Genomic DNA, 25,994 nt, shown 5'->3' on the forward strand with positions numbered 1-25,994 from the left:
AGATGAATATGAAAAAACTTTTAGCAATGTTAACGCTTGTTGCTTCTCTTGCAGCTTTTGCTGGAGACGTAGATGATTTCTTTGGTGGTGGTGAAGATCAATTTGATTTTCAAAATAGATTTTCTGATGCCGATATTCTAATGCAAGTAGACCGTGATGCGGCCGTAGCTTGTTATGGATCACTATGTACTCTTCACTCAGTAACTAATCGTTACGGTGGATTTGAAGTTGAATTCACAGTAGGAGAGAACCTAGGTAATTCTTCTTCAGGTGGCGCTGTTATTATTACAGGGGGCAAAGACGGATATGATACATGTGATACATGTAATGACGGAATCTCATGGGGTGTAACAGTTCGTTATAAAAAAGGTCAGTGTACTCAAACAATTAATGTTCCTAAATCAGTATACTATGCCATCAATACTTATATGTATGGTCTTATTGATGAAGGTGGAGCAACGAGAAGAGGTTTCACTCCAGCTGATGAAGCAATGATTATGTTCTATACAACAATTATGAGTAAAGCTTCTGGCTGTCAGATGCAATAATTTAAGACGGGTTTAAATTGATGTTTAAAATACTATTTTCTCTATTCTTGGCCATGACGATAAGTCTTCCGACTTTAGGGAAGGAATTTGATTTAAACCCTCTTCGTTTCACGAATCGAGCACAGTGTGCTCTTGATTCAAATATGCCTGCAGACTCTGTATTTCTGATTATCAATAATGTTGATCCAGGTCGTGCTTTTTATAAGCTTGCGAAGTTAACAGGGTCAGATCCAAAAGTTGTAACAAAAAATGGGATTGAAGTATTCCGTTATACGGTGATCAATCTTTTTCAAATTATTCACAATAAATTATTGAACAGAGAGCTCCCACTATTACCATCAGACACAACGAGATTAGAAAGACATCTCCCTGATGATTATACTAAGTTTTCGGCAAAGTGCTCTGGTCAAAATAGTTGTAAGTCAATGCAGTCTTATATTCAATTTCTATGGGAAAACTCAGAGAGAAAGACGAGTTCTGCATCTAAAGTTATCAAGAACTATGAACTAGATAACTTTCACTCTAAAGATAATTATCTTGTTGAAAAGAACTTTGAAAAAGAGGGGCCAAAACTTTTTTGTCATTATTTGAAAAAGTTTTCACCACTTCAAGCACATCTTTACGGAACAAAACCAAATCGTAAGGCCTATGAGCAATTTGCTGTGGCCCTAGATAAAATTGATGATTACCTCGGTGAGTGTGATCGATTTGATAATCATGAAAATTTAAAAGTAGCAGCTTATCAATTTGATATAGCCGGTGTTAAAGAAAAGCATTGGAATGAACTTGGATTTGATTACTGGCATAGTTTAAAGACTTATTTTTCATGGGCCTTTAGAAATGCTTCTGTTGTAAGAGAGCTTTCTAATCAATACTACAGCATCTTCAAGGGTCTTGAAATTGAAAATCTTGTAATGTTAATGCCAAATAGCTGTAAAAGTATTGAAGCTCCAAAATGTAATAGCGATCTATTAGGGCAAAAAGCTATCCGTGAATTCGCTCAATCTGATTTCAAAACTCAGGCATTTGATGCAGATATCTTTGACGGTGTTCCTAATGGTCCACAAGATGATCTTGTAACTGACCCCTTCACTGAAGTTAATACTGATATTTTAGATCTTTCAGAATTCGATCTTGCCTCTCAATGGGCACAGAATATGACTTCAAATTTAAGTGGTACAAGAAATACAATAAAGAATAATGTTGTTAAGGCAGTTAACTTCATTAATATTATGTCTCGTCACTTCCCACTTCAAAAGTTTGAAGTAGAGTTCCAGAAGCAATTTCAAACAATTTTGAATTCTGGGGGGAATAACGCTGCCAAAAATGAACTTTATTATTTATGTTCTGAATATTATTTCTTGGCCCATGAAACATTCAGTTCTGTACGCGGAAATCTTGATGTTCTAGCTAAGACCAATATCCTAGATGAGATGGTTTTAGGGTTTAGCCAAAAGAATATTTCGGAACTCTTTTCATATTTTGATATTTTTTCGAAGCAAGTAATTGGTGCTTGTTCAAAACTATCTCAGAAAGAAATTTTTGATGATGAATTTGAACTTGAAAAGGCCGGTTATGCCCAGTGGTACCTTGATAAGACTGCTAAAGAAAAAAGAATTCAATCTCAATTTAAGGCCAAACAATTGGAGAAACTGAGCAAAAGGGTTCAGCCTCTTATTTCTTATAAATTGTTTGAATCATATCCAACTTTTGACAATATTGTCTGCTTAGATGCTTCACACTGTGCAAGAGAACTAGCGACATCTGTAGTGGAAATTTTTAGAGCAGTAACTTATGCGAGTTCCCTATGGGCGAAAAAAGATCAAATCGCTTCAAACAGTGGATTTAACCCATATGCAGAACGATTGGCCTGTAAGGTTTATGATCCATGGTTTAAAACGAAATCGATGATTTTCAATCTCGTTTCAGATATTGGTCAAGCGGCCCTTACTTTCACTACTCCTGGTTTGATTTATGGAAGATTAGGATTGCAACCAGGGCGAGTTGTTTCATTTAAGCAACTCGTTAAAGAAGGCATGATTGAATATGATCCGCAAATGAAGCCACAACGAATTGTTGCGGGACTTGCTGCCGACTTTGGTCCTTTGTTGGGTGTTCCTTGTAAAATTTCAATTGCGAATACGGCGAATAATCCTTATGAGAACTTCCGATTTGTCGGAATTAGTGCTGGAACTTGTTCTTCCAAAGAAGAGCACACAACAATCGCAAACTCTGGTAGTGATGTAAGTGACCTTCCTGTTGAGGATCGTTCAGCATGTGCTGGATGCCAAATTAATTTTGAAGGAGTGGCCACTTCCTTAACTCATGTTGCACAGAATGTTGGACCCATATATTTTCTAGTAAGAGGCTTTGTCCGTTTGTATAAGGCCCTTAAAGATCCTCATAATATTCCAAGAGATTGGGAAGCTGTACCATCAGATATCTATGATACTTATAAGAAATATGGCTATATTCCTGAGCGTTGTGTGAAGAAATTTAGAAAGGGGAGAGCATGTCGTTAATTAGAGTTTTCCTTTTTTCATTTATCATGATCTTAAGTCACAATGCTTATTCTTTAGTTTTTTATAATCAATGGAATCAGTCTTTTGAAAAAGAGCTCGTTCTCGATTGCGATTATGGAGAAGAGTCAATCTGTCTTGAAGTATGCAATGAAGAACGTCTTTGTGTTGTTAAAGAAGAAGTTTGTCAAAATTGTGTGGCCAATACTGCTCAGATGAGTGACGTATTCACAAACATGGGACGCACTTATGTTAACACAACTGAAATTGCTGATATTGATTCAGTCATTGACTTGATCAAAAGTGGTGAGTTTGTAAGTATCAATTCAAAGTCTCTTTATAATATGATTTATGAGTTTGATTCATTTGAACTCCGTCAAAACTTTCAATCTCTTTGTCCTGTTCATGTTGGGTATCCTGTTGTGATTTTCGATAAATTATCAAACGGTGAAATGGGAAAGGTTCGTTATGTTGGTTGTGGCGACACGACATATGTAATGGATCATAACAGTGGTATCAGTTCAACAATAAGTGAGCTCTACTAAGCTTTAATGTTCTTTTGTTAGAAGATAGGCCGTAATTTTTGCCACGCGAACTCTTTTTTCTATGCTTTCTTCCCCTTCAAGTAAAAAGTCCTGCAATTCATGGCCTAGACCCAGTTTGCAGGCAAACAGATCGGCTTCAATTTGGGCGAGGAGAGGGTCAATATTTTTCTTTGAATGTTCGTGATAAAGATGACCCAGTTCATGTGCAAGAATGGCAAGGCCTTCATAATTTCTTGGCCCTTTAAGGGACTTAATAACCTCTGGAAAGAGGATGATAATATGAAATCTATCATTAGCACTTAGTGCGCACGCATATCTTCCTGAGGCCTTTAAAAAAGCTATTGGAAAATCTTTAAGTAATTTCGCAGCAACTTGGTCAGGAATGCGTTCAAAGAGATCTTTAAATGAGGCCATTATAAAACGATCTTCCAGAATCCATGAGTTCTCTGGGAGCTCGATAATTCTTTTTTTAAATTCCACTAAGTTATTTTTATTTTTTGAGTGATGCTTTTTGAACAGTTGTGTGAACATTTTCTGCCTCCATCACACTTATCGGAACACTAGAAGAACTGATAAATCAGAGCAAAAGACCAAGGTAATTTGTGCCCTTTTTTGAAAAAGCAAATTATTGATAATATTAATGCAATGAATAAGTTATCAGTGTTTTTCTTCTTGTTTTTATTTTCATTTCTCTCTTTTTCTCAAGAGAGGTCATCTGCGTTTATTATTACGGCCCATGGTGATTACTATAAAGTTCTTGGACCATCTGCGCTTGTGGGTCTTAAAGGAATAACAAAATCGCAAACAGTGGCAGTTATTATTGAGAATAAAACTCTCTCAAAGTTAGTTGGAAAAATAGAAAGTGGACAAAAAGATCAAGTCGAATTTGTGACAATTGAAGCTGGTCATTCGAAGTCTATTGATCTTACGTTGAAAAAAGGTCATAAATACTATTTTTATCCACTTAGTCCTGCATTTCAGCGTGTAGAGCTAATGATTGGAAAGAAGGCCTATGAGATTCCTGCAAAAAGATAAAATATCAAAAACAATTTTAGTTATAAGCGACATTCATTTGGGCGCTGGGCAATATATAAATGATCATAGAAATTTTCTTGAAGATTTTCATTTTGATGAAGAGTTGGTTGATTTTTTAGAATACTACAGTTCTGGTGATTATTTAGGGCGTGAGGTTGAGTTAATTATTAACGGTGATCTTTTTGATCACCTTGCTGTTCCTTATGTTCCGTATTTTGATGATGAGTATTGGTCTGAAAAATCGGCCCTGAAGAAAACTGAGATTATCTTAGATGCCCATAAAGAGGTTATTAATGCCCTTGATGAGTTTGCATCAAAGAAGAAAAAGAAGATAACCTATATTATTGGTAATCACGATGCTGAAGTTGTATTTGAGTCAGTTCAAGAATTGATCTATTCTCGCTTTAGTGAAAAATCTCGTGAAAATTTTAAAATTCTTTTAAATCCCGAATCAAATTATACACCTCATGAAGGTGTTGTTCTAAGACATGGTCATGAATATGAAATGGCCCATAGTTTTGATGTTAATAATAGTATTATTGAATCAAAAACAGGAGAGAAGTACTTTATTCCTCCATGGGGATCATATTATGTTACGCGAATCATAAATAAGTTCAAAGAAGAGCGTTCATATATCAATGCGGTAAGACCCATTCGAAAATTTTTAATCAATGGTCTTATTTATGACACTTTTTTTACTTTACGATTTATGTTGGCCAATGCTTTTTACTTTATAATGGTCCGTTCAATCTATATTTTTAAGCAGTCCAAAGACTTAAAGAAAATTGCTTCGATGGTAAAAAAAGAGTTAGAGCTTTTTCAAGATTATGAAGTCTTAACAGAAAATTATCTGCGTGATAATCAAGATGTTAAAGTCCTTATTGTGGGACATACTCATGAGCCAATCATCCGTACTTTTTCATCTGGTCAAACATTTATAAACACTGGGACTTGGACGAAAATGTATCATCTAGATTTTGGTAAGGGCCAAGATATTCTTTCTTATGCAGCAGTTGATATTGTTGAAGGGAAAGAAAAAGGACCACGTTTAGAAGTGGCCCTTAATAATTGGAAGGGGACTAGCAACCTTCCGTATAATGAACTTACCTAATTAAGCTTCTGAGTAACAAAGCTCCATGTACATCGGGCCATGGGCAGAGTTAATTGGAATCAAGATAACGATTGTTCCATCTGGATATTTAATTGTATGACCTGAGCCTTCGATCATAGAAGGGATGGCCATATTTGATGAATATCCAAGTCCTGCTAAATCTCTTTTAGCATTACCCATAATCATATTTGCAATCTCGCCGCCTACATCTTGTATTTCATCGTTGTACTCAGTAAAAGTATCCATAAGCATTGCACTGGCCACTTTGAAATAGGTATCATAAGGCCAAGATAGAACTAACATTGCTCTATATGGTCTTTTCTCACCATCTTTTTCGACTTCACCATTAAGACCGAGTACAGCTGAAACATCGCCTTTTGAACGATTGTCTTGCTTGATCGTTGGTTTTTGAGGGTCTAGTTTAGTAAAAACCATTGTTTCAAAAACATTTTTTGCTGCTTCTATAAATGGCCTAGAAAACTCTATAAAATTGTTCTTTGCCGTCATCATTACTCCATATTTTTTAATTATAATCCTAAACTTGACATCAAATCATCAATTGAAGTTTGCGACAGATTTTTACTCTGTGGCTCTACTGCGCATGATGCTCTTTCTATATCTTTAAACTTCTCAGACAACCAACTTAATCTTGTACCAAAGGCCTGAGTGTTTAGGCTTTTAAGGCCTTGCTCGTTACCTGTTTTAATTTGATTAACCATCTTTCTTAGAAGTTCTACAGAGTCAAAAAGAATTGCAATAACAACTTCTAATAGGGCAGTGTCTGTAGATTGACTCGACTTATAGCCAATCACTTTTCCTAGCTCACAGAATGTTGCAATTTCATCTGCACCGATAGACTTGGCCGCTCCCATAACTCTATCGATTAATTGACCAAACTTTTCTAATTCCTCTGATCTTGTTGGATCTTCTTCAAGAATTTCCAGTCCTTCCTCTAGCTGATTAAATAGTTCGATTGATTCATCACAAAAATCAATAACTATTTCTCTCATTGAAGGATCATTGATAAGACTCATGGCAATCCTTAGTTGAAGATTTTATCAATCTTCTCTTTTAAAACTTGCGCAGAAAATGGCTTAACAATGAAGTTACTCACACCTGCTTTAACTGCAATAACAACGTTTCCTTGTTCAGCTTCTGCTGTAATCATTAGGAATGGTAGTTTTTGAGTTTGTTCTGTTGCTCTTACTTTTTTTAGAAGTTCTAGACCAGTCATTTGTGGCATGTTCCAGTCAGAAACAATAAATTGATAGGGCTCATTAGTTTGAAGGGCATTCTCAATCATTGGCCATGCCGTGGCCCCATCATCGGCCTCTGTGATATTCTTAAAGCCGATTTGGCCTAGCATATTCTTGATGATTTTTCTCATTGTCGCCATATCATCAACAACTAGGATTTTCATGTTTGCATTTAATGCCATTTCCGTCTCCTAAAAATTAAATTACGCAGCTTTTTGCTCGTTCTGTAATATTGTATCCGTCTCTAATAAATAGGTTATATTTTCGACTATTTTATCGCCAAACTCCAATTCGAGTCCAGCGCTAAGTGTTTTATTTTTAAGGTTTATTATAACCGATCTTAATGGTTGCTTAATGCCAGTCACTTTACCCATTGAATACTCAAATATGTGTGAGATTGCGCCAATAATTAGGGCCAGCTGATCGATATAGTCTCCTCTTTTGAAAGAAGGAAAGCCACTGCCGTCATGGCGCTCGTGATGCTGAAAGACGATATTTTTAACTCTTTCAGAGAGCTCTATTTTTGATTTTAATATCACGTGATGTGAGTAGCCTGGATGTTTTTTAAACTTTTTCTTCTCAACATCATTCATTTCTATTTGTGGCTTATGATTGAGGTACCAATCCATTTGAGAGAGTCCTAAGTGGGCAAAAAACGCCCCACAAACAAGATCTGCTAAGCTTGTTTCATCTTTAATGTTACAAATTTTAGCAAAGAAGTAGCTCACCGAAATAATTCTGTTATAAATATTATCTTCAACAAGAAGTTCTTCGCCAAGAAAAGAGGCCAAGCTTACAGTGTGAGATGCATTGAGACTAAAAGTCATAATTTCTTCTCTGGCCTCTCTTATAATAGGCATGAAATCATCGTTTTGAGCACATTCTTTGAAAGTTGGCTTAAAATCAAAGTTAGTTTCAGGATTTTCTCTTCTGGCCATTAATGCTTTTATTCTTCTGTCTCTTTCAACTTCTTCTGGGGCCAATTCTCTTTTTTGATTTTGAGGGAGCTGATCTTTTGTAACACCCGTTGCTCGGAAAAATGTTTTTTCCTGACTCTCATTGATCGCAAGTTTTCCGCCCTTATCTAGAATAAAATTAAGAAAGAACTCTTTATCTTTTGTCAGCGGGCTATTCGCATATAGAAAAGGTGAGTATTGATTTGTTCCAGGATTAAAAACATAAAGATGAAAAGGAAATATCTTATCCGTTTTTAAAAATTCTCTTTCAATTACGAAGAAAGTTCCTTGCGTTTTCATGCACTCTTTCCTTTAAACCATTTATTGAAAAATGACAGAACTTTTGCCTGTGGTTTTTGATCTTTATCTTTTCCTTTATCTTGATTTTCTTCTTTCTTGGCCATTCGAGTTTCAAACTCGATTAGGCGTTCATTACCGCCGTGGTAACGATCTAGAACGAATCCTCTTAAAGACTCAATCATAGTCTCAATAACAACACCTTGTTCTTTTTTTGCAAGATCGTTCGTTCCTTTTGGGAAATCGATAAGAGCATATCCTAGTTTTTCAACGCCTTCTAAATATGGGAAATAAAATGTATTTGTTTCAGTTAGAAATTTATCATCTTTCCATGTTGGAATATTGAATGGGCCAAGTTCATTTATCCTAGTTTTTAATTCAATCTCTTTATTCTTCAAAAAATCTTCTTCAAAAAGTTTTGATTCATTGTAATGAGAATAAATCTTCTTCGGTGACGATTGACCGTGTTCTGTTTGGTAAAATTCTAGGTGAGCGCCAAATCGAAGAAATAGTTCTTCAGCAATGAAGATGATATTGTCTTCGAAATTATTTTTTCTTTGTTCATAACGAGCGAGAACTTTTAATGCGACTTCGATTCCATGGGATTCAACTTTAAAAAAACGATCTATGACAACATCGTCTTGTAGATTTTCTGCAGGAATTGGAAGATCATATTTTTCGAGAAGATCACTAGGGTAGAGGACATTTGTCTTTTCTGTTTCTGCGTTATCATCACCGATAAATTCAGCACCTAACTTTTTCTTTGTCCCGCCACTTCCATAGATACTGATATCTTCAAATTCTTTTTTTAATTGGCCGTAATCAATTGTCTGTTCCCCAAGATCGACCTTTTCTTTGAAATTAATTTCAACATTATTTTTTTTATCTTTTTTGTCGAGATTAAAAGTAGAACCTTTTTCATCTTTTTTCAAATTCCAGTCATATTGCTTATGTTTGATACCCTCACGGCTATCCATATACGTTTTAATATGTTCTGTGCTTGATTTTCCAATCTTTGGACCATTGTCTTCATCTTCGATGTTAAGACCGTTTCCTTGATTGTTCTTTTTATTTAATTCTTTCTCTTTGTCTTGGGCCTTGTACTTATCTTTTTCAAACTCCAGTTCAGTTTGTTCTTTCTTCTTTTTCTTACCATGAGAGTCGTCTTCTTCTAAGTTAAGAGATTTTTCTTTATCTTTTTTCTCTTTTTCAGAGTTTTCAATTTCTTTGAGAGCGCCATTGTGTTGGTCTTCATCGTCGGCCTCAAGATCAAGAGCATTTTCATTTTCACTTTCATCATTGGGCTTGACATCAAGCTGTTTATCTTCATGTTGATTTTGCTGTTCATCATCTAGAGCATCTAGATCAAGACCTTCTTGCTCATTGTTGCGATTATTGTCGGCCAATGTTGTTAATTCTGTGGCCTTTTTCTTTCTTTTTTCATCTTCTTCATCTAAAAGAAGTTGTTCTTCTTTTTTACGCTTGCGCTCTTTTTCTTCTTCATGGAGAGAGTCATTTCTTTCTTTCTCATCTTTTAATTGAAGTTCTTTATTTTTCTTCTTAGCGTTGTTTGGATCTTCTTCATCTTCAAGATTGAATCCTTTTTCTAGTTCACGCTTTTTCTTTTCATTTTCAAATTCATCTTCCGATTGTTCTTTTCTTTTTGAATCACCGTCTTCATCAAGCTGAAGGGATTGAGCGCTATCTTTCGTGCTCATATATTCATCATCTATACGATCTTGAAATCCTTTTCGCTTTTTACTCTTGTCTTCTTCTGTTTCTAGTTCTGTTTGTTTTTTCTTGTTGTTGTGACTAGAATCTTCTTCTAGTAGGAGAGACCTGTTCTTCTTACCATTTTTTTCATCTTCTTCGTCATCATAAAGTCCGTTTTCTTTTCTTTTGTGCTTCTCGTCCTGAATTTCAAGTTGGAGACTCCTACGAATATCATCTTCGTCTTCATCATCTGAAGATGTAATATTAAGCCCTGCACTTTCTTTTAACTTATAGATGTCTTCATCGTCTTCAAAATGATTGTTTTTCTTTTTTGATTCTTCGTCGTCAAAATTTAGGGTTATTTCGTCTTTTTTTACATTTCCCTTGTAGTATGAATCAATTGTATTTTCTTCAACACGCTTTTTCTTTTTTTCCTCTTCATCATCTTCGATATTATCTAGCTCTATTGAAGCTTTTTTCTTTGAACTCCAATGTGTAGCTATTGTGTCTTCTTGATATTTGTTTTTCTTTTTAGTGTCGTCATCATCTGAAGAGATTTCGAGCATCTTTTCTTTTTTATCTTTTGCATAAATATCTTCTTCATCGCTATCTTCTTCGGCCAAGATTCCTTTTTCGACTCTTTGTTTTTCACCCGTTGATTCTGATTTTGTGAAGGCATCGTTTTGAGAGAAAACTTTTTCTTCTTCCTCATTGTCTTCTTTGATCACGATCGTGTTAATAAGCATTTTAACTTTAAACATGAGTGTCTTAGGGTTTACTGGTTCAGGAATGAATTCAGTTAATCCAAGTTTTGTAAACTTATCAACGGTTTTTCTAGGTAAATTTGTTGGTGAGAGAAGCAATACTTTTGAATGAAGCTTATGAATAAATTTTTTATTTGCTTGCAATGAAAGTGCACATTTTTTTGGAGAAGAGAATAAAATAACGGCCTGACCAATCGTTGGTAGGAGCTGGTTGATTTCCATAATCTCATCAACTTCAAAAATTTCTACATCAAGTTCGTCAATGACTTCTTCAACGGCCTGTTTTAATTTCGACAGGGACTCTGTAAGAGGAAGTACGAAGACAAGCGGTTTCTTAGCACTCATGCTTTATTTATCGGGAATTTGCGTCCACAAGTTTACGAATTTTACACTGATTTTGAGATATAAAGAGGCACGTGTCGGGAGCGTTTTTGTCGGTTATTATTTTCAAAAAAAAATAAAAAATTCTCTTAAGCTTTTACACAGAACTCCGAATTGGTATCTGCAAATCTTAACCACGGTGGTTAAGGCAAAAAAGAATTTAATTCTTTAAGAGCAGTACGCTCATTGGTCCGCAAGGTAGAAGGACTTATCTCCAGGAGGGGAGAAGATGAACCAAGGAGGATTTCAATGGGTCTACGTATCAACACTAACGTCTCTTCTCTGTCTGCACAAAGAACATTAGGCGTTAACAACACACAACAAGCTGACACTTTAGGAAAGCTATCTTCAGGGACAAGAATTGTTAAGTCTGCTGACGATGCTGCTGGTCTAGCAATTTCTGAAAAGTTAAAGGCACAAATCAGATCAACAAACCAAGCTGAGAGAAACGCGAACGACGGTATCTCTATGATTCAAACGGCTGAAGGTGGTCTAAGTGAAATTTCAAACATCTTAGTAAGACTAAGAGAACTATCAATCCAATCTGCTTCAGACACAGTAGGTGATTCTGAAAGAAAGTTTACTGATCTTGAGTATCAAAACTTAAAGCAAGAGGTTGAAAGAATTTCTCAAGTTACTGAATTCAACGGTAAGAAGCTATTAAATGGTGCCGGTGATAAGTATGATTTCCAAATCGGTATCAATAACGATGATTTCCAAGATAGAATTTCATTTGATGCTGCTCAACTTAACTCTTCAATTTCTCAACTTGGAATTGATGGACTTGGTGTAGAATCGAAAGAAAATGCACAAGTTGGACTTGAGTCACTTGATAATGCAATTCAAATGGTATCGGGACAAAGAGCGGAGCTAGGGGCGAAGCAAAACAGACTAACTTCAACGATTCAAAACTTGCAAGTTAACTCTGAAAACTTATCTGCTGCTAACTCACGTATCCGTGATACTGACTATGCTGCTGAGACAGCTAAGAAGACGAAGCTAGACATTCTAACAAATGCTGGTACTTCGGTTCTTGCTCAATCAAACGCACAAGGACAAGCTGCACTAAAACTAATTGGCTAATTACAGTAAGTATAAGCATATGGTTGAAGGCCACTCGAATGAGTGGCCTTTTTTTTTGGAGGCGGCATCCGCAGGAGCGGATGACGCCGAACAACTTCGAGCGTAGCAGGATGCGTAGCGAAGAATCTTAGGCATCCGCAGGAGCGGATGAGGCCGAACAACTTCGAGCGTAGCAGGATGCGTAGCGAAGAATCTTAGGCATCCGCAGGAGCGGATGAGGCCGAACAACTTCGAGCGTAGCAGGATGCGTAGCGAAGAATCTTAGGCATCCGAAAAAGCTACGGGCTAATTATTTACAAAATATTTTTGAATTATTTGAAGCCGCATAGAACACGTCATAAACGACTTTTACCCAGTCGTTAAGATTTTTCCAAGAGACCATTCGGTAGCTGAAATCGACACCACGTTTGAGATGGCCATAGTATAGATCTGTTAGAATCCCATTTGAACATTCTTTGAATCTTTGTCCTAGTATTATCAGAGATGATGAGGCCACCTTTATTTCGGTGAAACTAAATGTCATATTTTCGACTTGTCTTCCTACAGTAATCGATGCGCTCTTCACTTTGTCTGGTGCAATGAGAAGAAGCTGATGAATTGTATTATATATAATCTCTCTCTTATTTGCTTCAATATTGAAGTTGCTATACTTGGACTCAAAGATTTCAATTTGCATGAGATAGATATAGGACATTAAGGTGTCTACAAAAAGAGGATTTAGCTTCTCTATTAAAGTTAGCCCATGTGTTGGTAAAATATCACTAGAGCTTAGAAAGATGAAAACTTCATTTCGAAACTCACTGATTGGTGCCATTGATTTTGGTAATTTCTTCTTCTTTTTTTTGTTAAAAATTCCTTGAAAAAAACCTTTTTTCTCATAGGGATTTTTTTCTTTAGCAAATTTCAGATCATCAACTATTGATTCAATATATTCTTTGTACTCATTTTTTAATGTCGATTCATCTTTTGAAAGGGCGAGAGCTTCTGCCCAAGTCGATTTTGCCTTTTCATTCAATTCATCAATTATTTCCCAATCAACTGCACGGTTTAAGTAGTCTTTGTTGACTTTGATAACCCTTTCATCTTTTTCTTGCCATGTATATTTCATATTTCTGAAAAAGCGATGAAGTTGAGGATTTAAAATTTGAGTATTGGACCATTGAAGATCATCTGAATAATCAAAGATATCTGGTAAATCAGGATTGAAGTCATTTGTTAATTCTACTTTTGTATAAATGTCATTATCCGTAAAATAAGGATAGCTAATGCTTTTATCCCCATTATTTGCGAGAGCAAATTTTGAGAAGAGAAATAGGATCATAATTAAACTTTTCATTATAGCTAATCCCAAACATTAAACAGATGCCTAGAATTTTGACATCAAATTATCATTCAAATAACTAACAACGCATGAAAAATGCTTCTTTGGGGGGATTGATGCATTTTCCATGCCGTTAGTAGGATAAATATATAGGATTTTTTTTGGGGCCAAGTGGAGATTTACTGTCTTTTTTGGCCCTTTTAGGCGAAGTCTAATCTACTGAATTTACTTTTATTCCGTGTTCTTTGAGCAGTTTCGTGAATATTCCATCCCCATTGGTGATAGCACCAGAGAATGAGCCATCGTAAATTTCATCGCAACCGCACATAGGTGATTTTGACTTTAGATAGGCCTCATCAGCTCCTGTTAGCAGGGCCATTTTAAGGGCCTCCTGAGCACCTTTGTTGAACTGTGCTGTTACGTCCTTTCCTTTGTTGGAAAGTACTTTGTCGCCTTGAATTTCTGAAGGGTCACGAGGAGTTGTAAGACCACCCATTTGCTCAGGGCACACGGGGATGGCCTTTCCCTCTTTTACAAGATCAATGATAAATTGGCGCTCTTTACTTTGGCAGTCAAAGCGACATTCAACTCCAGCGAGACAGGCGCTTACAATTTTCATGTGATCTCCTTTGGTCTATTGAATTAACATCTCTCAAAACTTACTGAAACACCTTGTCCCACACCGACACACATTGAAGCAAGACCTTTTTTTAGATTCGGGTTTTCTTTCATGATGTGAGTGAGTGTTGTGACAATTCTAGCTCCACTTGCCCCAAGAGGGTGTCCGAGTGCAATGGCACCACCTTTGAGATTGACCTTGTTTAGATCAATGTCTAATTCTTTTGTGCAAGAAAGCACTTGCGCAGCAAAGGCCTCGTTTAATTCGAAAACATCGAAGTCTGAAATTTTCTTATTAAATCTTTTCATAAGTACTTTTGTCGACTCTACTGGGCCGATTCCCATTGTATTTGGATGTACGCCCGCAACACCAACACCAGTTATCTCAAGGATTGGTTCTAGGTTATGTTTTTTTAGAAATTCTTCACTCGCTAAGAAGACACAGCTTGCTCCATCATTCATTGGGGAAGCATTGCCTGCTGTCACCGTACCATTTTCACGAAATACTGCGGCAAGTTTACCAAGCTTTTCAATTGTTGTATCAGGTCTAGGGCACTCATCTTCACTGATGATCGTTTCACCTTTTTTATGAGTGTGAACTACGGGAACAATCTCATTAATAAAACTGCTTTTGATGGCCTTCATATGTGAGTTTAATGCAAATTCATCTTGAGCATCGCGTGTAATATTGTGAATCTTTGCTAATTCTTCTGCTGTTTCTCCCATGCTCCATTGAGGAAATAATTTTTTCATCTTTGGATTTACAAAGCGCCATCCAAATGTTGAATCAAACATTTGTGAATCTCGCCCATAGGGCGAGCTTGCTTTGCTCATAACAAAAGGGGAGCGGGTCATACTTTCTGTTCCGCCAACTAAAACGGCATCACAAAGGCCAAGATTTATTCTTCCCATAGCATCGATAATGGCATCAAGAGAAGATGCACAAAGTCTATTAATTGTTGCTCCTGGAACACTGTAAGGAAAACCAGCAAGGAGGAGAGACATCCTGGCAACGTTTCGGTTATCTTCTCCTGCTTGATTTGTACAGCCAGCTAAAACGTCATCAATTTCTTCCATCGAAAATGATTGAGAGTTTTTAAAGTCTGTGAAAAGACCTGCAAGGAGGTCGTCAACTCTGACGTCTTTTAAGCTTCCCCCAATTCTACCAATGGGAGTTCTTTTTGCGTATGTTAAATAGACTCTTTTCATAATGCTTCCATGAAAAAAAGGCCCGCATGGTGCAGGCCTTTATTTTTAGTAATAGTTATTACAGATATCCACGTTTCATTTGATCGCGTTCGATCGCATCAAATAGGGCCTGGAAATTTCCTTCTCCAAAGCCATAGTGTTTCTTTCTTTGAATATACTCAAAGAAAAGTGGTCCAACATATGTTTCAGAGAAGTTTTGAATTAGGTATCCTTCACTGTCACCATCAACTAGAAGTTGTGCTTCTTCAAGAACATTAACGTCTTCAGTTACGTTAAGACCTCTTTTTGGAATGTCTTCATAATATGTGTGAGGAATATTCAAAAATTTCATTCCTCTTTCTCTAAGATCCATTACTGTTGTAATAATATCACCACAAGTTAGAGCAATATGTTGTACTCCAGAACCTTTGTGTAGGTCTAGAAATTCTTGAATTTGTGATTTTCCATTGTCAGCATCTGGTTCATTGATTGGAATAATAACGGCGCTGTTGGCAAGCTGAACAACTTCTGATTGTAGACCCGTTTTAGCTCCTTTGATATCAAAGTAGCGAGTAACTTCCATTCCATAAACTCTTTTATAGAACTCAACCCATTTTGTCATTTCACCTTTCGGTACGTTATTTGTAAGGTGGTCAATTCTTGCGACTCTCGATCTTAGAGGCTTGGCCTTTGGATCGTTTTCAATGCTTTCGTAATTTGGTCTAAAGCTTTCTCTTGGTCTTTCAACAAATTCATTGAGAACGTCACCAAAACCTTTGATCGATGCTGTTCTAAAAACACCGTCAGCAGTTTCAACAGTCTTAAGAGGTGAAACGACTTCAGCCCCTCTTTTTGCTGCCTCAGTGATAGCGTGTTCAGCGTCTTCAACAAGAAAACTCATTGTTGATACACCTTCGCCGTGTAGATCAAAATACTTTCTTGAATGTGTTTCTTTGTTAGTGCTTGCACTTAAAAGAAAACGAACTTGTCCTTGCGTGAAAAGCTCAGTTTCAAGTTCTGTGTTTTGAGCAGTTTTTGCAAAGCCCATAGTGTAAAATAATTCTTTTGTTTTTGTGCCTAGTGAATCACATGTAAATTCAAGGTGATCAATGGCCAAAATCCCTAGGGGATTTTTTTCGTTTATTTGTGAGTTCATTTTAACTCCCTTCTTCTCAATTATAATGGCATAATAGATTCATCATTTTTTCTTATAATTTACAACTCGTAAAGGGCCTTTGGGTCAGTTAGATATATAATTAGATTGTATTGCATAGGGTTATTTACTGGAGATAAGGGATGAGAGAGTCGTGCGCCGTTATATTTAAGTGTGTTAACGAATATTTTGTCGTTAAGCGCAGTGAAAAACTCTCTGTTTTTCCTGGCTATCATGCCTTTGTCGGTGGGAAGGTTGATGAAGGGGAGGGGCTTCTTGAGGCCTTAAAGCGTGAAGTTATGGAAGAAGTTGGCCATGATTTAGATCAGGTAATATCACTTGAATATCTTTGCTATGCGACGACTCCTGAGTTTAATCCCTATCGTTTCAAAACTCATTTTTATATAGCACATGTCCATGAAAAACCTCAGTTCACTCTCTTGGAACATGAAATTCAATCTGGCCACTGGCTCACAAGTGAAGAATTTTTAAATCTCTATGATAAAGGCGATGCTCTAGCTGTACCTCCAATTATTAAATTATTTAAAATGGATTTTAATGTTAGCAATGAAGATATTGTGGATGTTTCGCCAAAGGACAAAATTCCTCTTATTGAGCCTGTAAAAGATTTTGTAATGTTATTTCCTCTTAGCCATACATTTCCACCCGCCAATAGAACGAATTGTTTTTTTATTGGGGATAAATTTCATAATGTTCTTGTTGATCCTTCTCCAAAAGATGGAGAAGAGCTTCAAAAGCTGATGAATACTTTGAATGACTATCCTGTCGAAAAAATATTTATTACTCACCATCATCCAGATCACCATGAGTTTGCCGATATTCTGGCCAGAACTTTAAATGTACCCGTTTTATGTAGTGCAGATACAAAGAACAGAATCGAAAAACGTTACAATCCTTCTTTTTTTAAAGATATTGACTATCGTGAAATTCAAGAAGGTGATGTTGTCACTATCTGGAGGGGAGAGAATGTATATGCCATGGCCGTTCCCGGTCATGATGAAGGTCAATTGGCCCTTTTTCCAGAAAGTAAAAAGTGGGTTCTTGTTAGTGATCTGATTCAAACTATTGGAACAGTCGTTATTGGCGGTGACGAGGGTGACATGGGCAAGTACTATAGGAGTTTAGAAAAAGTTATTGATATGAGGCCTAGTTATATTTTCCCCTCACATGGAATTGGTCTAGGTGGAATTGAGAAACTTCGAACAACTCTCAAACATAGAAAGATGAGGGAAGAGCAAATAGACAAACTCTATAAAGATGGTCTCTCAGAGAAAGAAATTCTCGCAATTGTATATGAGGGGTTGTCCGCTAATTTAGAAAAATATGCAATGAAAACAATCAGAGCGCACCTTATCCATTTGGGTCATTTTGAAAAGTGACATTTTTAAGAGGCAAATTTAATTTATTTTGTGTTCAAAAAAATGGGACAAATTGGTTAACCAATTTTCTTAATTTCAATGTGTTATTGTTCACTTAGTAAACTTTTATTTCTTTACTGATATAAAGCAGGTATTACGGACCCCCTTCGGGGTCATAATAGCTAAAGATAATTCAAAGTCTAGACGAGAAGATAGACGAAATTACTAAGGATAATCTTTTGCTTAAACTATTGACCCACCTGACATTAATATTTCAACTCATATTGTGTAGTAATGTGTACGCTCAAGAATTTGGTGGGTTTGTAATGCCAAAGCAAGTAACTTTGCATCCACAAAAAGTTGATGATGTTCGTTGTGAAAATCTAGTGTTTTCTTCAAATCCCTCTATAACAAGCGTTAAATGTCTAAATGAAATTTCATTCTCAGGTAGAAGAAGTAACATGAGTGTGAATGGTGCTGAGCAGGCCAAGAAAATTTATAAAACCATCACTTCTGGCGCACAATCTAGCTTTTTGAATAATCTCATTAGTAGAGACTTCAATATGAACTCGTTGGATTTCTATTGTCGTAAAGTAGATGATGATAGAAGTATTGTTTCTCAACTTAGCAAAAATGTTGATGCTATTACTAATTGTAATGTAAGCGATAAAATCGAAGATAGATGTGATTGTATCAACAATGCTGTTAAATCAGGGAGAATTCCAAAAATTTCTGATTCAGAACGTAATGGGCTGAATGATATAATTATCTCTAACGCTGGTAAAACAGCGTTTATGAATACTTTGGGACAACATTCGAAAAATTCAACAATTTTGGCCTACTTCATAACAAATGGTACAAAAGAGCAGAGGGCAAAAATTCTTGCAAACAAAGGTGCTCATGCTTGTATTCCAGGTAAGATCAAAGAAATTATTGCTAAAGATAAGTGTGACTCAAAGATTAAGCAAAAGCTGTCTCTTAGTTTGGTAAATAGAGATAAGAAGTGTTCGACAGAAAAGAACTTGGCAAAAGACGATGCTCAATTATGTGGTGAGTGGAATGAATTTAAAGATGCCCTTAACATACAAAAACTAAGTGAAAAAGATAATGCATGGTCTACCTTAGTTGATAAGTATGATGCTTCTCAAAGAGAATTGTTTTTTGATTCAAAAAATGCCGTCAATAAAGAGTTTGCACAGGTTTCAGCTGATGAATTTATTAAAGATCTTAAAGAGAGACCTGCTTCAGATTTAGGTGGCCGTTGGTTTTCATATCCAAGAAGTTCTGAGGAAATGAGGGCCTTTATTGATTCGATTAAAAAGTATGAAAAAGAAAAGGCCGCCATTCAAGGAGTAGGACTTTTCAAGCAAAGTGAAGCCCATTTGATGGGAACAAAGATGCAAGGTGACTATGTCCAAGCAATGGAAATGGTGACTCATATTTATCGAAGTCCATTTTTAAGAGATCGTTTCAAAGGTTTGTTTAACGACATTAATGCTACGAAGTCATTAGGGAGCTTCTACCAAGAAGCAGCTGTTAAACTTGATATGAACGGAATTGGGGATATCGAAAAGTTTATAACTGATATTGAGAATGAAGAACTTGATAAGGCCATGGCCTCTTGTGCTGATGTTGGAAAGAAATTCTCTAATTCTTGTAATATGCAAAGCCCATTAACAAATGTGACTCCAGAAGACTTCCTCACTAGAGGTAATGAAATTTTATCTGCTCTTCAAAATGCTGTTAATGATGTTCCTACTATTGGTCGCCCGGCATTTGAGAGTGGGGCCATGCAATACTATTGTTCAATTTATGCTGCAACACTTGAGAATGGAAAAGTGGATCTTCTGAATGATAAAGTTCCTGTCGTAGCAGATTACTCATTTAGACAAAAGACAAATGATTTTTTCAAAAACTCTTTTGGACAGACAGTTGAGGGGAAAGAAGTCCTTGGTAAAATTGAAAATGAAGGTAACGATAAAAAGGCCTTCAGTGAAGTTTTTCAGGATAATAGTGTTTTTGCTGAGGCCGTGAAATATGCTAATACTTCTAGTGACTCAACAGGTACAAATTTATTTACACCACCTGTAGTAAGTGCCCCAACAGACATGATTCAGGCGAAAAAAGCATTAAATTCAATTGAGAAAACTCTAGGAGAGTCTTTCGATAGTGAGTTGAAAGCATCTTTGCAAGAAGATTTGGATAAGATAAAAAAAGAATTTGAAATTAGTGATTCAAATAAAAAAACGAATAGTGCTGATAGCAAGGACGATCCTAGGTTAACGGAACTTTTGAAGAAACTAGAAACGATGACTAAAAAAGTGGAAGTTTTAAGTGCTGAGAATAATAAAAAACGTGAGCAGCTTGCTAAAGCAAACGCTGAAAACACTCAAACAGTACAAGGTCCAAGTTCTAGTAAAGTCAAATCAGCTAAAAACTCGGCCCGTCAATCTTCTGGAGCAGGTCAGGGCGCTGTTGCTGCTAATTTTAGACAAGGAGCCGCAATAGGATCTGGTTCTTCAAGTCTTTCTGGTGGATCAAGCGCTCCTTCAAGCAGTGCTAGCAATTCATCTTCGTCATCATCATTAGTTCAAAGAAATAGTGGACGTAGTGCCTTAAGCTTAACGTTAAAAGAAACAGTCAAAGGCTCAGTTGTTGTTGCTAATAAGACTGAAGTTTATGCGGCCCTAATCAATTCAAATGGTGTACCTGTCATGCTTCAAATTTCTGAAGGTGTATTTGAGAAGTATGAACCTATAGTTGATGAAAAAGGAAATGTCGTTGTTAAAGATGGTGTGCCTTTATTTAAGAAAATTATCGTAAAAGTAGACGCTAAAAAAGGTAAAAAGCAGCTGATCTCAGCTAAACCTAAAGAATCTGACGAAAAAGATGAAGGAAAAAGGAAAATTTACCGATTAGATGATTTGAATAGAGAAATTGATCAGTCTAAGAAAAAGTAATCGGTAGGTTTTATGAAATTGTTCTTTATCTTTTTACTGGCCATATTTTGGCAGAGTCAGGCATTCGCGTCGAAATCATTTTTTGGTTATTCAGAATCGGCCGACGTCTTTACTATCTTAGATAATCTCTCTGAATGGCACAACGGTGCTAAAAGAGAATATCGTGTCGCTTATCAAGAAAAATTTGGTCTCAAAGATAAAGATATTGAACTTTTTCAAGTTTATCGATCATTTCGCTTACGATTTGCGAATGTAGCTAAAAACTCTCAAAATAGTGAAGGCTTCTCTAATACAGATGTTGGAACAGATATTATTTCCAAGGCCTTTTATGAATCTCAAACAGTAGATGAGGCCCTTAGAAAATTAAGTAAAGATCTTAAAAAAGATGATGTTGTTTTCCTCGCCGATGTTCTAAAACATTTTAAACCTCAATTTAGTGAGTGGATCAAAGAGTCTCAGGCGTTTAAATCTAAGGTTAAAGATCTTGAAAGATTATTTTCAAAAGAGATGGTTCAAAAGACAATTAAAGATTCGCAAAAATTTTTAGGACACAAAAAGTTTGATCTCCAAATTCACTTGGCATGGTGGCCTAAAAATGTAGCACCTGTTGCGAGTTTTTATGGCAACCATGTTGTGCTTCATTTTAATCCTATTGATCAACTTGCTTCGTTGAATACGGCCATTTTAGTGGAGGCCTCTGTTGCAGCTCTTATGAGAAATTTAGAACAAGAGACAAAGAACAATTTTTCAAAGTCTTATTTTAATAAGTGCCAGCTCAAAAAAGAGTTTCCAAACTTTCCAAGTGATCTTTATTTGGAGAGACCACTCGTTCTTGCAATGAGTCACTATTATCAAGGTTCATTAAAAGAAAAGAGAACTTTTGATGTTTTTGTGAAATGGGATGGCAATGAGCTCGTTAATTTGATGAGTAAGGACTTTTTTATGTACTATCTTCACGCATTGCGTACAAAAATGTCTTTCGGTCCAGATTTCGCTCAAAGTCTTGGTGGCATTTGTCAGAGCTATGTTCAGGCCTATCAGGCCATGGAAAAGGCACGTGCACGCGAAGCGTCTCGCTAATATCTAACGCAAAGCTATTGCAGGTCGTGTCTTAATAAAAAAGCATGGCCCGCTCCGACTTGTCTATCTGCACTATCCTCAATACAATCGTAGCGTATTTTTTTGTCAACGACATTTACCCATGGGGATCAGATGGATATTTTACATTCACAAATAGATGTGAATTCTGAAGACTTTAAGGCCAATAAAGAATTTCACTTAGGCCTCAAAAATGAACTCAAGAAAAAATTAGATGAAGCAAAATTAGGCGGTGGACAAAAGTCTGTTGATCGCCATCATAGTCGTGGAAAGTTTTTACCACGTGAAAGAATTGAGAGAATCCTCGATGACGGTTCTCCCTTTGTCGAACTATCGGCCTTGGCCGCTGGCGAAATGTATGGTGGAGACGTACCTTCGGCAGGGATTATTTGTGGTGTTGGTCGTGTACACGGTGTTGAGTGTATGTTTGTTGCAAACGATGCTACAGTAAAGGGGGGGACTTACTTTCCCTTAACTGTTAAAAAACATTTACGTGCTCAAGAAATTGCTCGTGAAAATCGACTTCCTTGTATTTATCTTGTGGACTCTGGTGGGGCCTTCTTACCAATGCAAGATGAAGTCTTTCCAGACAAGGAACACTTTGGTCGCATTTTTTATAATCAAGCTCAAATGTCTGCAATGGGTATACCTCAAATTGCCGTTGTCCTAGGTTCTTGTACTGCTGGTGGTGCATATGTTCCTGCAATGGCCGATGAGTCTGTTATTGTAAAAGGTAACGGGACAATTTTCCTTGGTGGGCCACCCCTTGTAAAAGCGGCCACAGGCGAAGAAGTTTCTGCAGAGGATCTTGGAGGTGCCAAAGTTCATACTAGTGACAGTGGTGTGGCCGATCATTTTGCAGAAGATGAAGAAGAGGCACTTATAATAACTCGTAATATTGTTGAGAATTTGAATTATAAATCGGTGGGAGAAATCCTAGGTCAAAAGTCTATCAAAACTGTTACTGATCCGCTTTATGATATTGATGAAGTTTATGGAATCGTTCCTTTTGATACTAAAAAACCATTTGATGTTCGTGAAATTATCGCACGTTTAGTAGATGGTTCACAATTTCATGAATTCAAAGAGCGCTACGGTACAACTCTCGTTTGTGGATTTGCAAGAATTCACGGACATCAAGTAGGGATTGTGGCCAATAATGGTATTTTATTCTCTGAGTCTGCAGTTAAAGGTGCCCACTTTATTGAGCTGTGTGGTCAAAGAAAAATTCCTCTTGTTTTCTTGCAGAATATTACTGGTTTTATGGTTGGTAAGAAATACGAGTCTGAAGGAATTGCCAAGCACGGTGCAAAAATGGTGACCGCAGTTTCTACAGTAGATGTTCCTAAGTTCACAGTTATTATTGGTGGATCATTTGGTGCAGGAAATTATGGAATGTGTGGTCGTGCCTATTCTCCTCGTTTTCTTTGGATGTGGCCAAATGCTAGAATTTCAGTAATGGGTGGAGAACAGGCCGCGGGCGTTCTCACAACTGTACGCCAAGAAGGTCTGCGTGTTAGTGGAAAAACACCTATGACAGATAGTGAAGTTAGGGAGTTTCAAAAACCTATTTTAGATAAATATGAAAACGAAGGAAGTGCTTACTATTCAAGTGCTCGTTTGTGGGATGATGGAATTATAGACCCTGCTCATACTCGTGACATTCTTGGATTAGCGATTTCTGCTTCTTTAAATGCTGAGATTAAAGAATCAAAATTTGGTGTTTTCAGAATGTAGGATCGAGCATTAGAAAAAAATTGGGAATATTGGAAATATAATGATGAATGAATCGAAATTATTTACACAAGAACTTGACGACAAAGGCGTACTAACCGTAACCCTCAATCGTCCTGAACTCCATAATGCCTTCAATGATGAACTCATTGCCTCAATGACAACAGCTTGCGAGCAATGGGAGCTAAATGACAAAGTTCGCGTGATTGTTCTCACGGGTGAAGGCCGCTCATTTTGTGCAGGAGCTGATTTGAATTGGATGAAGAAAATGAAAGATTACTCTGATGAGGAAAACTTTCAAGACTCTAAAAAGCTCTCTAAGCTTTTTGAATCTATTAACTCTCTTTCAAAACCAGTTGTAGGAAAAGTTAATGGCGCTGCCCTTGGTGGTGGTGTTGGGCTTGTCGCCGTATGTGACTATGTTGTAGCGAAAGAGGATGCTAAATTTGGATTAACTGAAGTTCTCTTAGGACTTGCTCCTGCTGTTATCTCTCCTTATGTTATGGCCAAAATTGGTGAATCAAATGCCAGAGCACTGTTTTTAACTGGTGAAAAATTTGGACCTGAAAAGGCCATGAATATTGGGCTTATTCATCAAGTTTCATTATCACGTTACTTTGAAAAAGATGTTGATGAAGTCGTGGCCCGATTACTGCAAGCTGGTCCAAAGGCCCAGCAGGCCACAAAGAAATTAATTCAAAATGTAATTCGCTTAACAAATGATGAGCCTTTTGAAGGTGTGGTAAAATACACTTGTGAAACAATTGCACGTCTTCGTACCAGCAGTGAGGGTCAAGAGGGGATGAGTGCTCTTCTTGAAAAAAGAAGACCGAACTGGATGGGAGATAAATAGTGAGTACAATTAAAAAAATTCTTATTGCAAATCGTGGAGAGATTGCTCTTAGGGTTATGAAAACTTGTCGTGAAATGGGGATCGCTTCTGTTTCACTCTATACTGATAAAGAAGTTGATTATCCTCATGCGTACTCTGCTACAGAATCTTACTCTTTAGGAGATGGTCCTTTAAGTGAGACATATTTAAATCACGCAAAAATTATTGCGCTCGCAAAAAAGTGTGGTGCAGATGCCATTCACCCAGGGTATGGCTTTCTTTCAGAAAATGGTGTCTTTGCTGACAAAGTAAGGGCCGAAGGAATTATTTTTATTGGCCCTAGTTCTGATTCAATGTTGATCATGGGTGATAAGAAAACTTCTAAACAAAAAATGGAAGAAGTTGGTGTTCCTTTAATTCCTGGTTACCACGGTAATGAACAAGCCCCAAGCTTCTTGAAGGATGAAGCTAAGAAGATTGGCTACCCTGTACTTATTAAGGCCTCTGCTGGAGGTGGTGGTAAAGGGATGAGAGTTGTTAGGAGTGAAGCTGAGTTTATTGATGGACTAGAAGCTGCCAAAAGAGAGGCCATGAATGCCTTTGGTGACGATACTGTACTTGTTGAAAAATACATTACAAATCCTCGCCATATTGAAGTTCAGGTAATGAGTGATCGTCACGGAAATCACCTTCATCTTTTTGAAAGAGAATGCTCTATCCAAAGACGCCATCAAAAAATTGTTGAAGAAACCCCTTCAACTGCTCTTGATGAAAAAACGAGACAAGATATTACAGCTTCAGCAGTGGCCATCACGACGGCCATTAATTATGAAGGAGCTGGTACTGTAGAATTTATTCTTGATGAAGATGGGAAATTTTATTTTCTTGAAATGAATACAAGGCTCCAAGTTGAGCATCCTGTGACTGAAATGGTAACTGGTCTTGATCTTGTGAAAATGCAAATTGAAGTTGCTAGAGGTGATAAGCTCCTTATTACTCAAGATGAAATTGTTCAAAAAGGTCATGCTATTGAAGTACGTCTTTATTCTGAAGATCCTGACAATGGGTTCTTACCTGCCACTGGTAAAATCTCTGTCGTCGGTCATCCTACTTTGAATGGGACGAGATTGGATTCGGGTTATGTTGATGGTAATGAAGTTACTATTAACTTCGATCCAATGCTAGCGAAGCTCATTGCGTGGGGAGAAAACAGAGAGGTTGCGACACAGAAAATTTTGGCCTCACTTTGTGATGTGGCCTTTTTAGGTGTTAAGACAAATCGCGATTACTTAAGAAGAATTTTAGAGACAGAAGAATTTAAAGTTGGAAATACTTATACTCACTTTGTAGAAACTTACAAAGACAAGCTCTTAAAACGTGAGGTCAGCTCTGATGAAGAGGCCCTTGCAATTGCCACTTTCTTACTTGAATCGAGAAAAGGAAAAGCCGGTACTATTGGTACAGGTCCATGGAGTGAATTACACGGATTTAGGAATTGTTAAT

The 25,994-nt window shown here is 36.9% G+C and carries 22 protein-coding genes; 12 read left to right on the top strand and 10 right to left on the bottom strand.

The genetic code is table 11. From position 1 onward, the window contains the following. The first annotated feature begins 8 nt into the window (after positions 1-8). The 3 genes from M899_RS00510 to M899_RS00520 are packed head-to-tail and all read left to right on the top strand — an operon-like array spanning position 9 to position 3,612. Positions 9-548 (top strand): hypothetical protein, encoded by a 540-nt coding sequence (locus tag M899_RS00510; RefSeq protein WP_021269484.1) that lies wholly within the window; start codon positions 9-11, stop codon positions 546-548. A gap of 20 nt (positions 549-568) precedes the next feature. After that, positions 569-3,070 carry a hypothetical protein gene (locus M899_RS00515; RefSeq protein ID WP_021269423.1) on the top strand — a complete coding sequence of 834 codons (2,502 nt, stop codon included), beginning with the start codon at positions 569-571 and terminating at the stop codon, positions 3,068-3,070. Continuing rightward, positions 3,061-3,612 carry a hypothetical protein gene (locus M899_RS00520; protein WP_021269449.1) on the top strand — a complete coding sequence of 184 codons (552 nt, stop codon included), beginning with the start codon at positions 3,061-3,063 and terminating at the stop codon, positions 3,610-3,612. Before M899_RS00515 ends, M899_RS00520 begins: the two co-directional genes overlap by 10 nt. Before the next feature lie 3 nt (positions 3,613-3,615). Here the strand turns inward: M899_RS00520 and M899_RS00525 are convergent, their stop codons facing one another. Beyond that, entirely contained in the window at positions 3,616-4,143 is a 528-nt protein-coding gene (locus M899_RS00525) for a M48 family metalloprotease (RefSeq protein WP_021269455.1), read from the bottom strand. 114 nt (positions 4,144-4,257) lie between these two features. On the opposite strand from M899_RS00525, the gene M899_RS00530 reads away from it, so the two are divergent. Next, positions 4,258-4,647: a hypothetical protein gene (locus M899_RS00530; protein ID WP_155897017.1), complete on the top strand. Its 390-nt coding sequence runs from the start codon at positions 4,258-4,260 to the stop codon at positions 4,645-4,647. Further along, on the top strand, positions 4,625-5,758 hold the full coding sequence (locus tag M899_RS00535; RefSeq protein ID WP_034727145.1) for a metallophosphoesterase: 1,134 nt from the start codon (positions 4,625-4,627) through the stop codon (positions 5,756-5,758). Before M899_RS00530 ends, M899_RS00535 begins: the two co-directional genes overlap by 23 nt. Here the strand turns inward: M899_RS00535 and M899_RS00540 are convergent, their stop codons facing one another. From M899_RS00540 to M899_RS00560, 5 genes are read right to left on the bottom strand one after another with little or no spacing between them, the layout of a single operon-like run. After that, positions 5,759-6,268 (bottom strand): chemotaxis protein CheX, encoded by a 510-nt coding sequence (locus M899_RS00540; RefSeq protein WP_081653679.1) that lies wholly within the window; start codon positions 6,266-6,268, stop codon positions 5,759-5,761. Positions 6,269-6,285: 17 nt separating this feature from the next. Beyond that, positions 6,286-6,792, bottom strand: coding sequence for an Hpt domain protein (locus M899_RS00545; RefSeq protein ID WP_021269499.1), 507 nt, complete (start codon positions 6,790-6,792; stop codon positions 6,286-6,288). Positions 6,793-6,800: 8 nt separating this feature from the next. After that, a complete protein-coding gene (locus M899_RS00550; RefSeq protein WP_021269431.1) occupies positions 6,801-7,196 on the bottom strand; it encodes a response regulator in 396 nt (131 codons plus the stop codon). A 21-nt stretch (positions 7,197-7,217) separates the two neighbouring features. Next, a complete protein-coding gene (locus M899_RS00555) occupies positions 7,218-8,270 on the bottom strand; it encodes an HD-GYP domain-containing protein (protein ID WP_021269494.1) in 1,053 nt (350 codons plus the stop codon). Further along, the gene (locus tag M899_RS00560) at positions 8,267-11,089 is read right to left on the bottom strand and encodes a hypothetical protein (RefSeq protein WP_021269479.1); all 2,823 of its coding nucleotides are present in this window, start codon (positions 11,087-11,089) and stop codon (positions 8,267-8,269) included. The genes M899_RS00555 and M899_RS00560 overlap by 4 nt, the downstream gene beginning before the upstream one ends. A gap of 285 nt (positions 11,090-11,374) precedes the next feature. Between M899_RS00560 and M899_RS00570 the strand changes: the two genes are divergently transcribed. Beyond that, positions 11,375-12,208 (top strand): flagellin N-terminal helical domain-containing protein, encoded by an 834-nt coding sequence (locus tag M899_RS00570; protein ID WP_021269462.1) that lies wholly within the window; start codon positions 11,375-11,377, stop codon positions 12,206-12,208. A gap of 289 nt (positions 12,209-12,497) precedes the next feature. Here M899_RS00570 and M899_RS00575 read toward each other — a convergent pair whose 3' ends face one another. From M899_RS00575 to hppD, 4 genes are all read right to left on the bottom strand, one after another. Then, on the bottom strand, positions 12,498-13,544 hold the full coding sequence (locus tag M899_RS00575) for a hypothetical protein (RefSeq protein WP_021269465.1): 1,047 nt from the start codon (positions 13,542-13,544) through the stop codon (positions 12,498-12,500). A 196-nt stretch (positions 13,545-13,740) separates the two neighbouring features. Next, positions 13,741-14,148, bottom strand: coding sequence for a DUF523 domain-containing protein (locus M899_RS00580; protein WP_021269482.1), 408 nt, complete (start codon positions 14,146-14,148; stop codon positions 13,741-13,743). Positions 14,149-14,171: 23 nt separating this feature from the next. Continuing rightward, positions 14,172-15,356: a thiolase family protein gene (locus M899_RS00585; RefSeq protein WP_021269481.1), complete on the bottom strand. Its 1,185-nt coding sequence runs from the start codon at positions 15,354-15,356 to the stop codon at positions 14,172-14,174. A gap of 58 nt (positions 15,357-15,414) precedes the next feature. Next, complete coding sequence (hppD, locus tag M899_RS00590) at positions 15,415-16,491, bottom strand: 4-hydroxyphenylpyruvate dioxygenase (protein ID WP_021269430.1); 1,077 nt, start codon at positions 16,489-16,491, stop codon at positions 15,415-15,417. Positions 16,492-16,631: 140 nt separating this feature from the next. Between hppD and M899_RS17305 the strand changes: the two genes are divergently transcribed. The 6 genes from M899_RS17305 to M899_RS00620 all read left to right on the top strand — a co-directional run bounded on the left by M899_RS17305 (position 16,632) and on the right by M899_RS00620 (position 25,993). Next, positions 16,632-17,888 (top strand): MBL fold metallo-hydrolase, encoded by a 1,257-nt coding sequence (locus M899_RS17305; RefSeq protein ID WP_021269501.1) that lies wholly within the window; start codon positions 16,632-16,634, stop codon positions 17,886-17,888. Positions 17,889-18,106: 218 nt separating this feature from the next. Further along, the gene (locus M899_RS00600) at positions 18,107-20,827 is read left to right on the top strand and encodes a hypothetical protein (RefSeq protein WP_196801706.1); all 2,721 of its coding nucleotides are present in this window, start codon (positions 18,107-18,109) and stop codon (positions 20,825-20,827) included. 12 nt (positions 20,828-20,839) lie between these two features. Continuing rightward, the gene (locus tag M899_RS00605; protein ID WP_021269477.1) at positions 20,840-21,907 is read left to right on the top strand and encodes a hypothetical protein; all 1,068 of its coding nucleotides are present in this window, start codon (positions 20,840-20,842) and stop codon (positions 21,905-21,907) included. Between the two features lie 132 nt (positions 21,908-22,039). Next, complete coding sequence (locus M899_RS00610; protein WP_021269450.1) at positions 22,040-23,662, top strand: carboxyl transferase domain-containing protein; 1,623 nt, start codon at positions 22,040-22,042, stop codon at positions 23,660-23,662. A 40-nt stretch (positions 23,663-23,702) separates the two neighbouring features. Then, a complete protein-coding gene (locus tag M899_RS00615; protein ID WP_231370242.1) occupies positions 23,703-24,512 on the top strand; it encodes an enoyl-CoA hydratase-related protein in 810 nt (269 codons plus the stop codon). Next, on the top strand, positions 24,512-25,993 hold the full coding sequence (locus M899_RS00620; RefSeq protein ID WP_021269457.1) for an acetyl-CoA carboxylase biotin carboxylase subunit: 1,482 nt from the start codon (positions 24,512-24,514) through the stop codon (positions 25,991-25,993). The genes M899_RS00615 and M899_RS00620 overlap by 1 nt, the downstream gene beginning before the upstream one ends. Position 25,994 lies beyond the last annotated feature (1 nt).

This window comes from Bacteriovorax sp. BSW11_IV (assembly GCF_000447755.1).
Lineage (GTDB): Bacteria > Bdellovibrionota > Bacteriovoracia > Bacteriovoracales > Bacteriovoracaceae > BSW11-IV.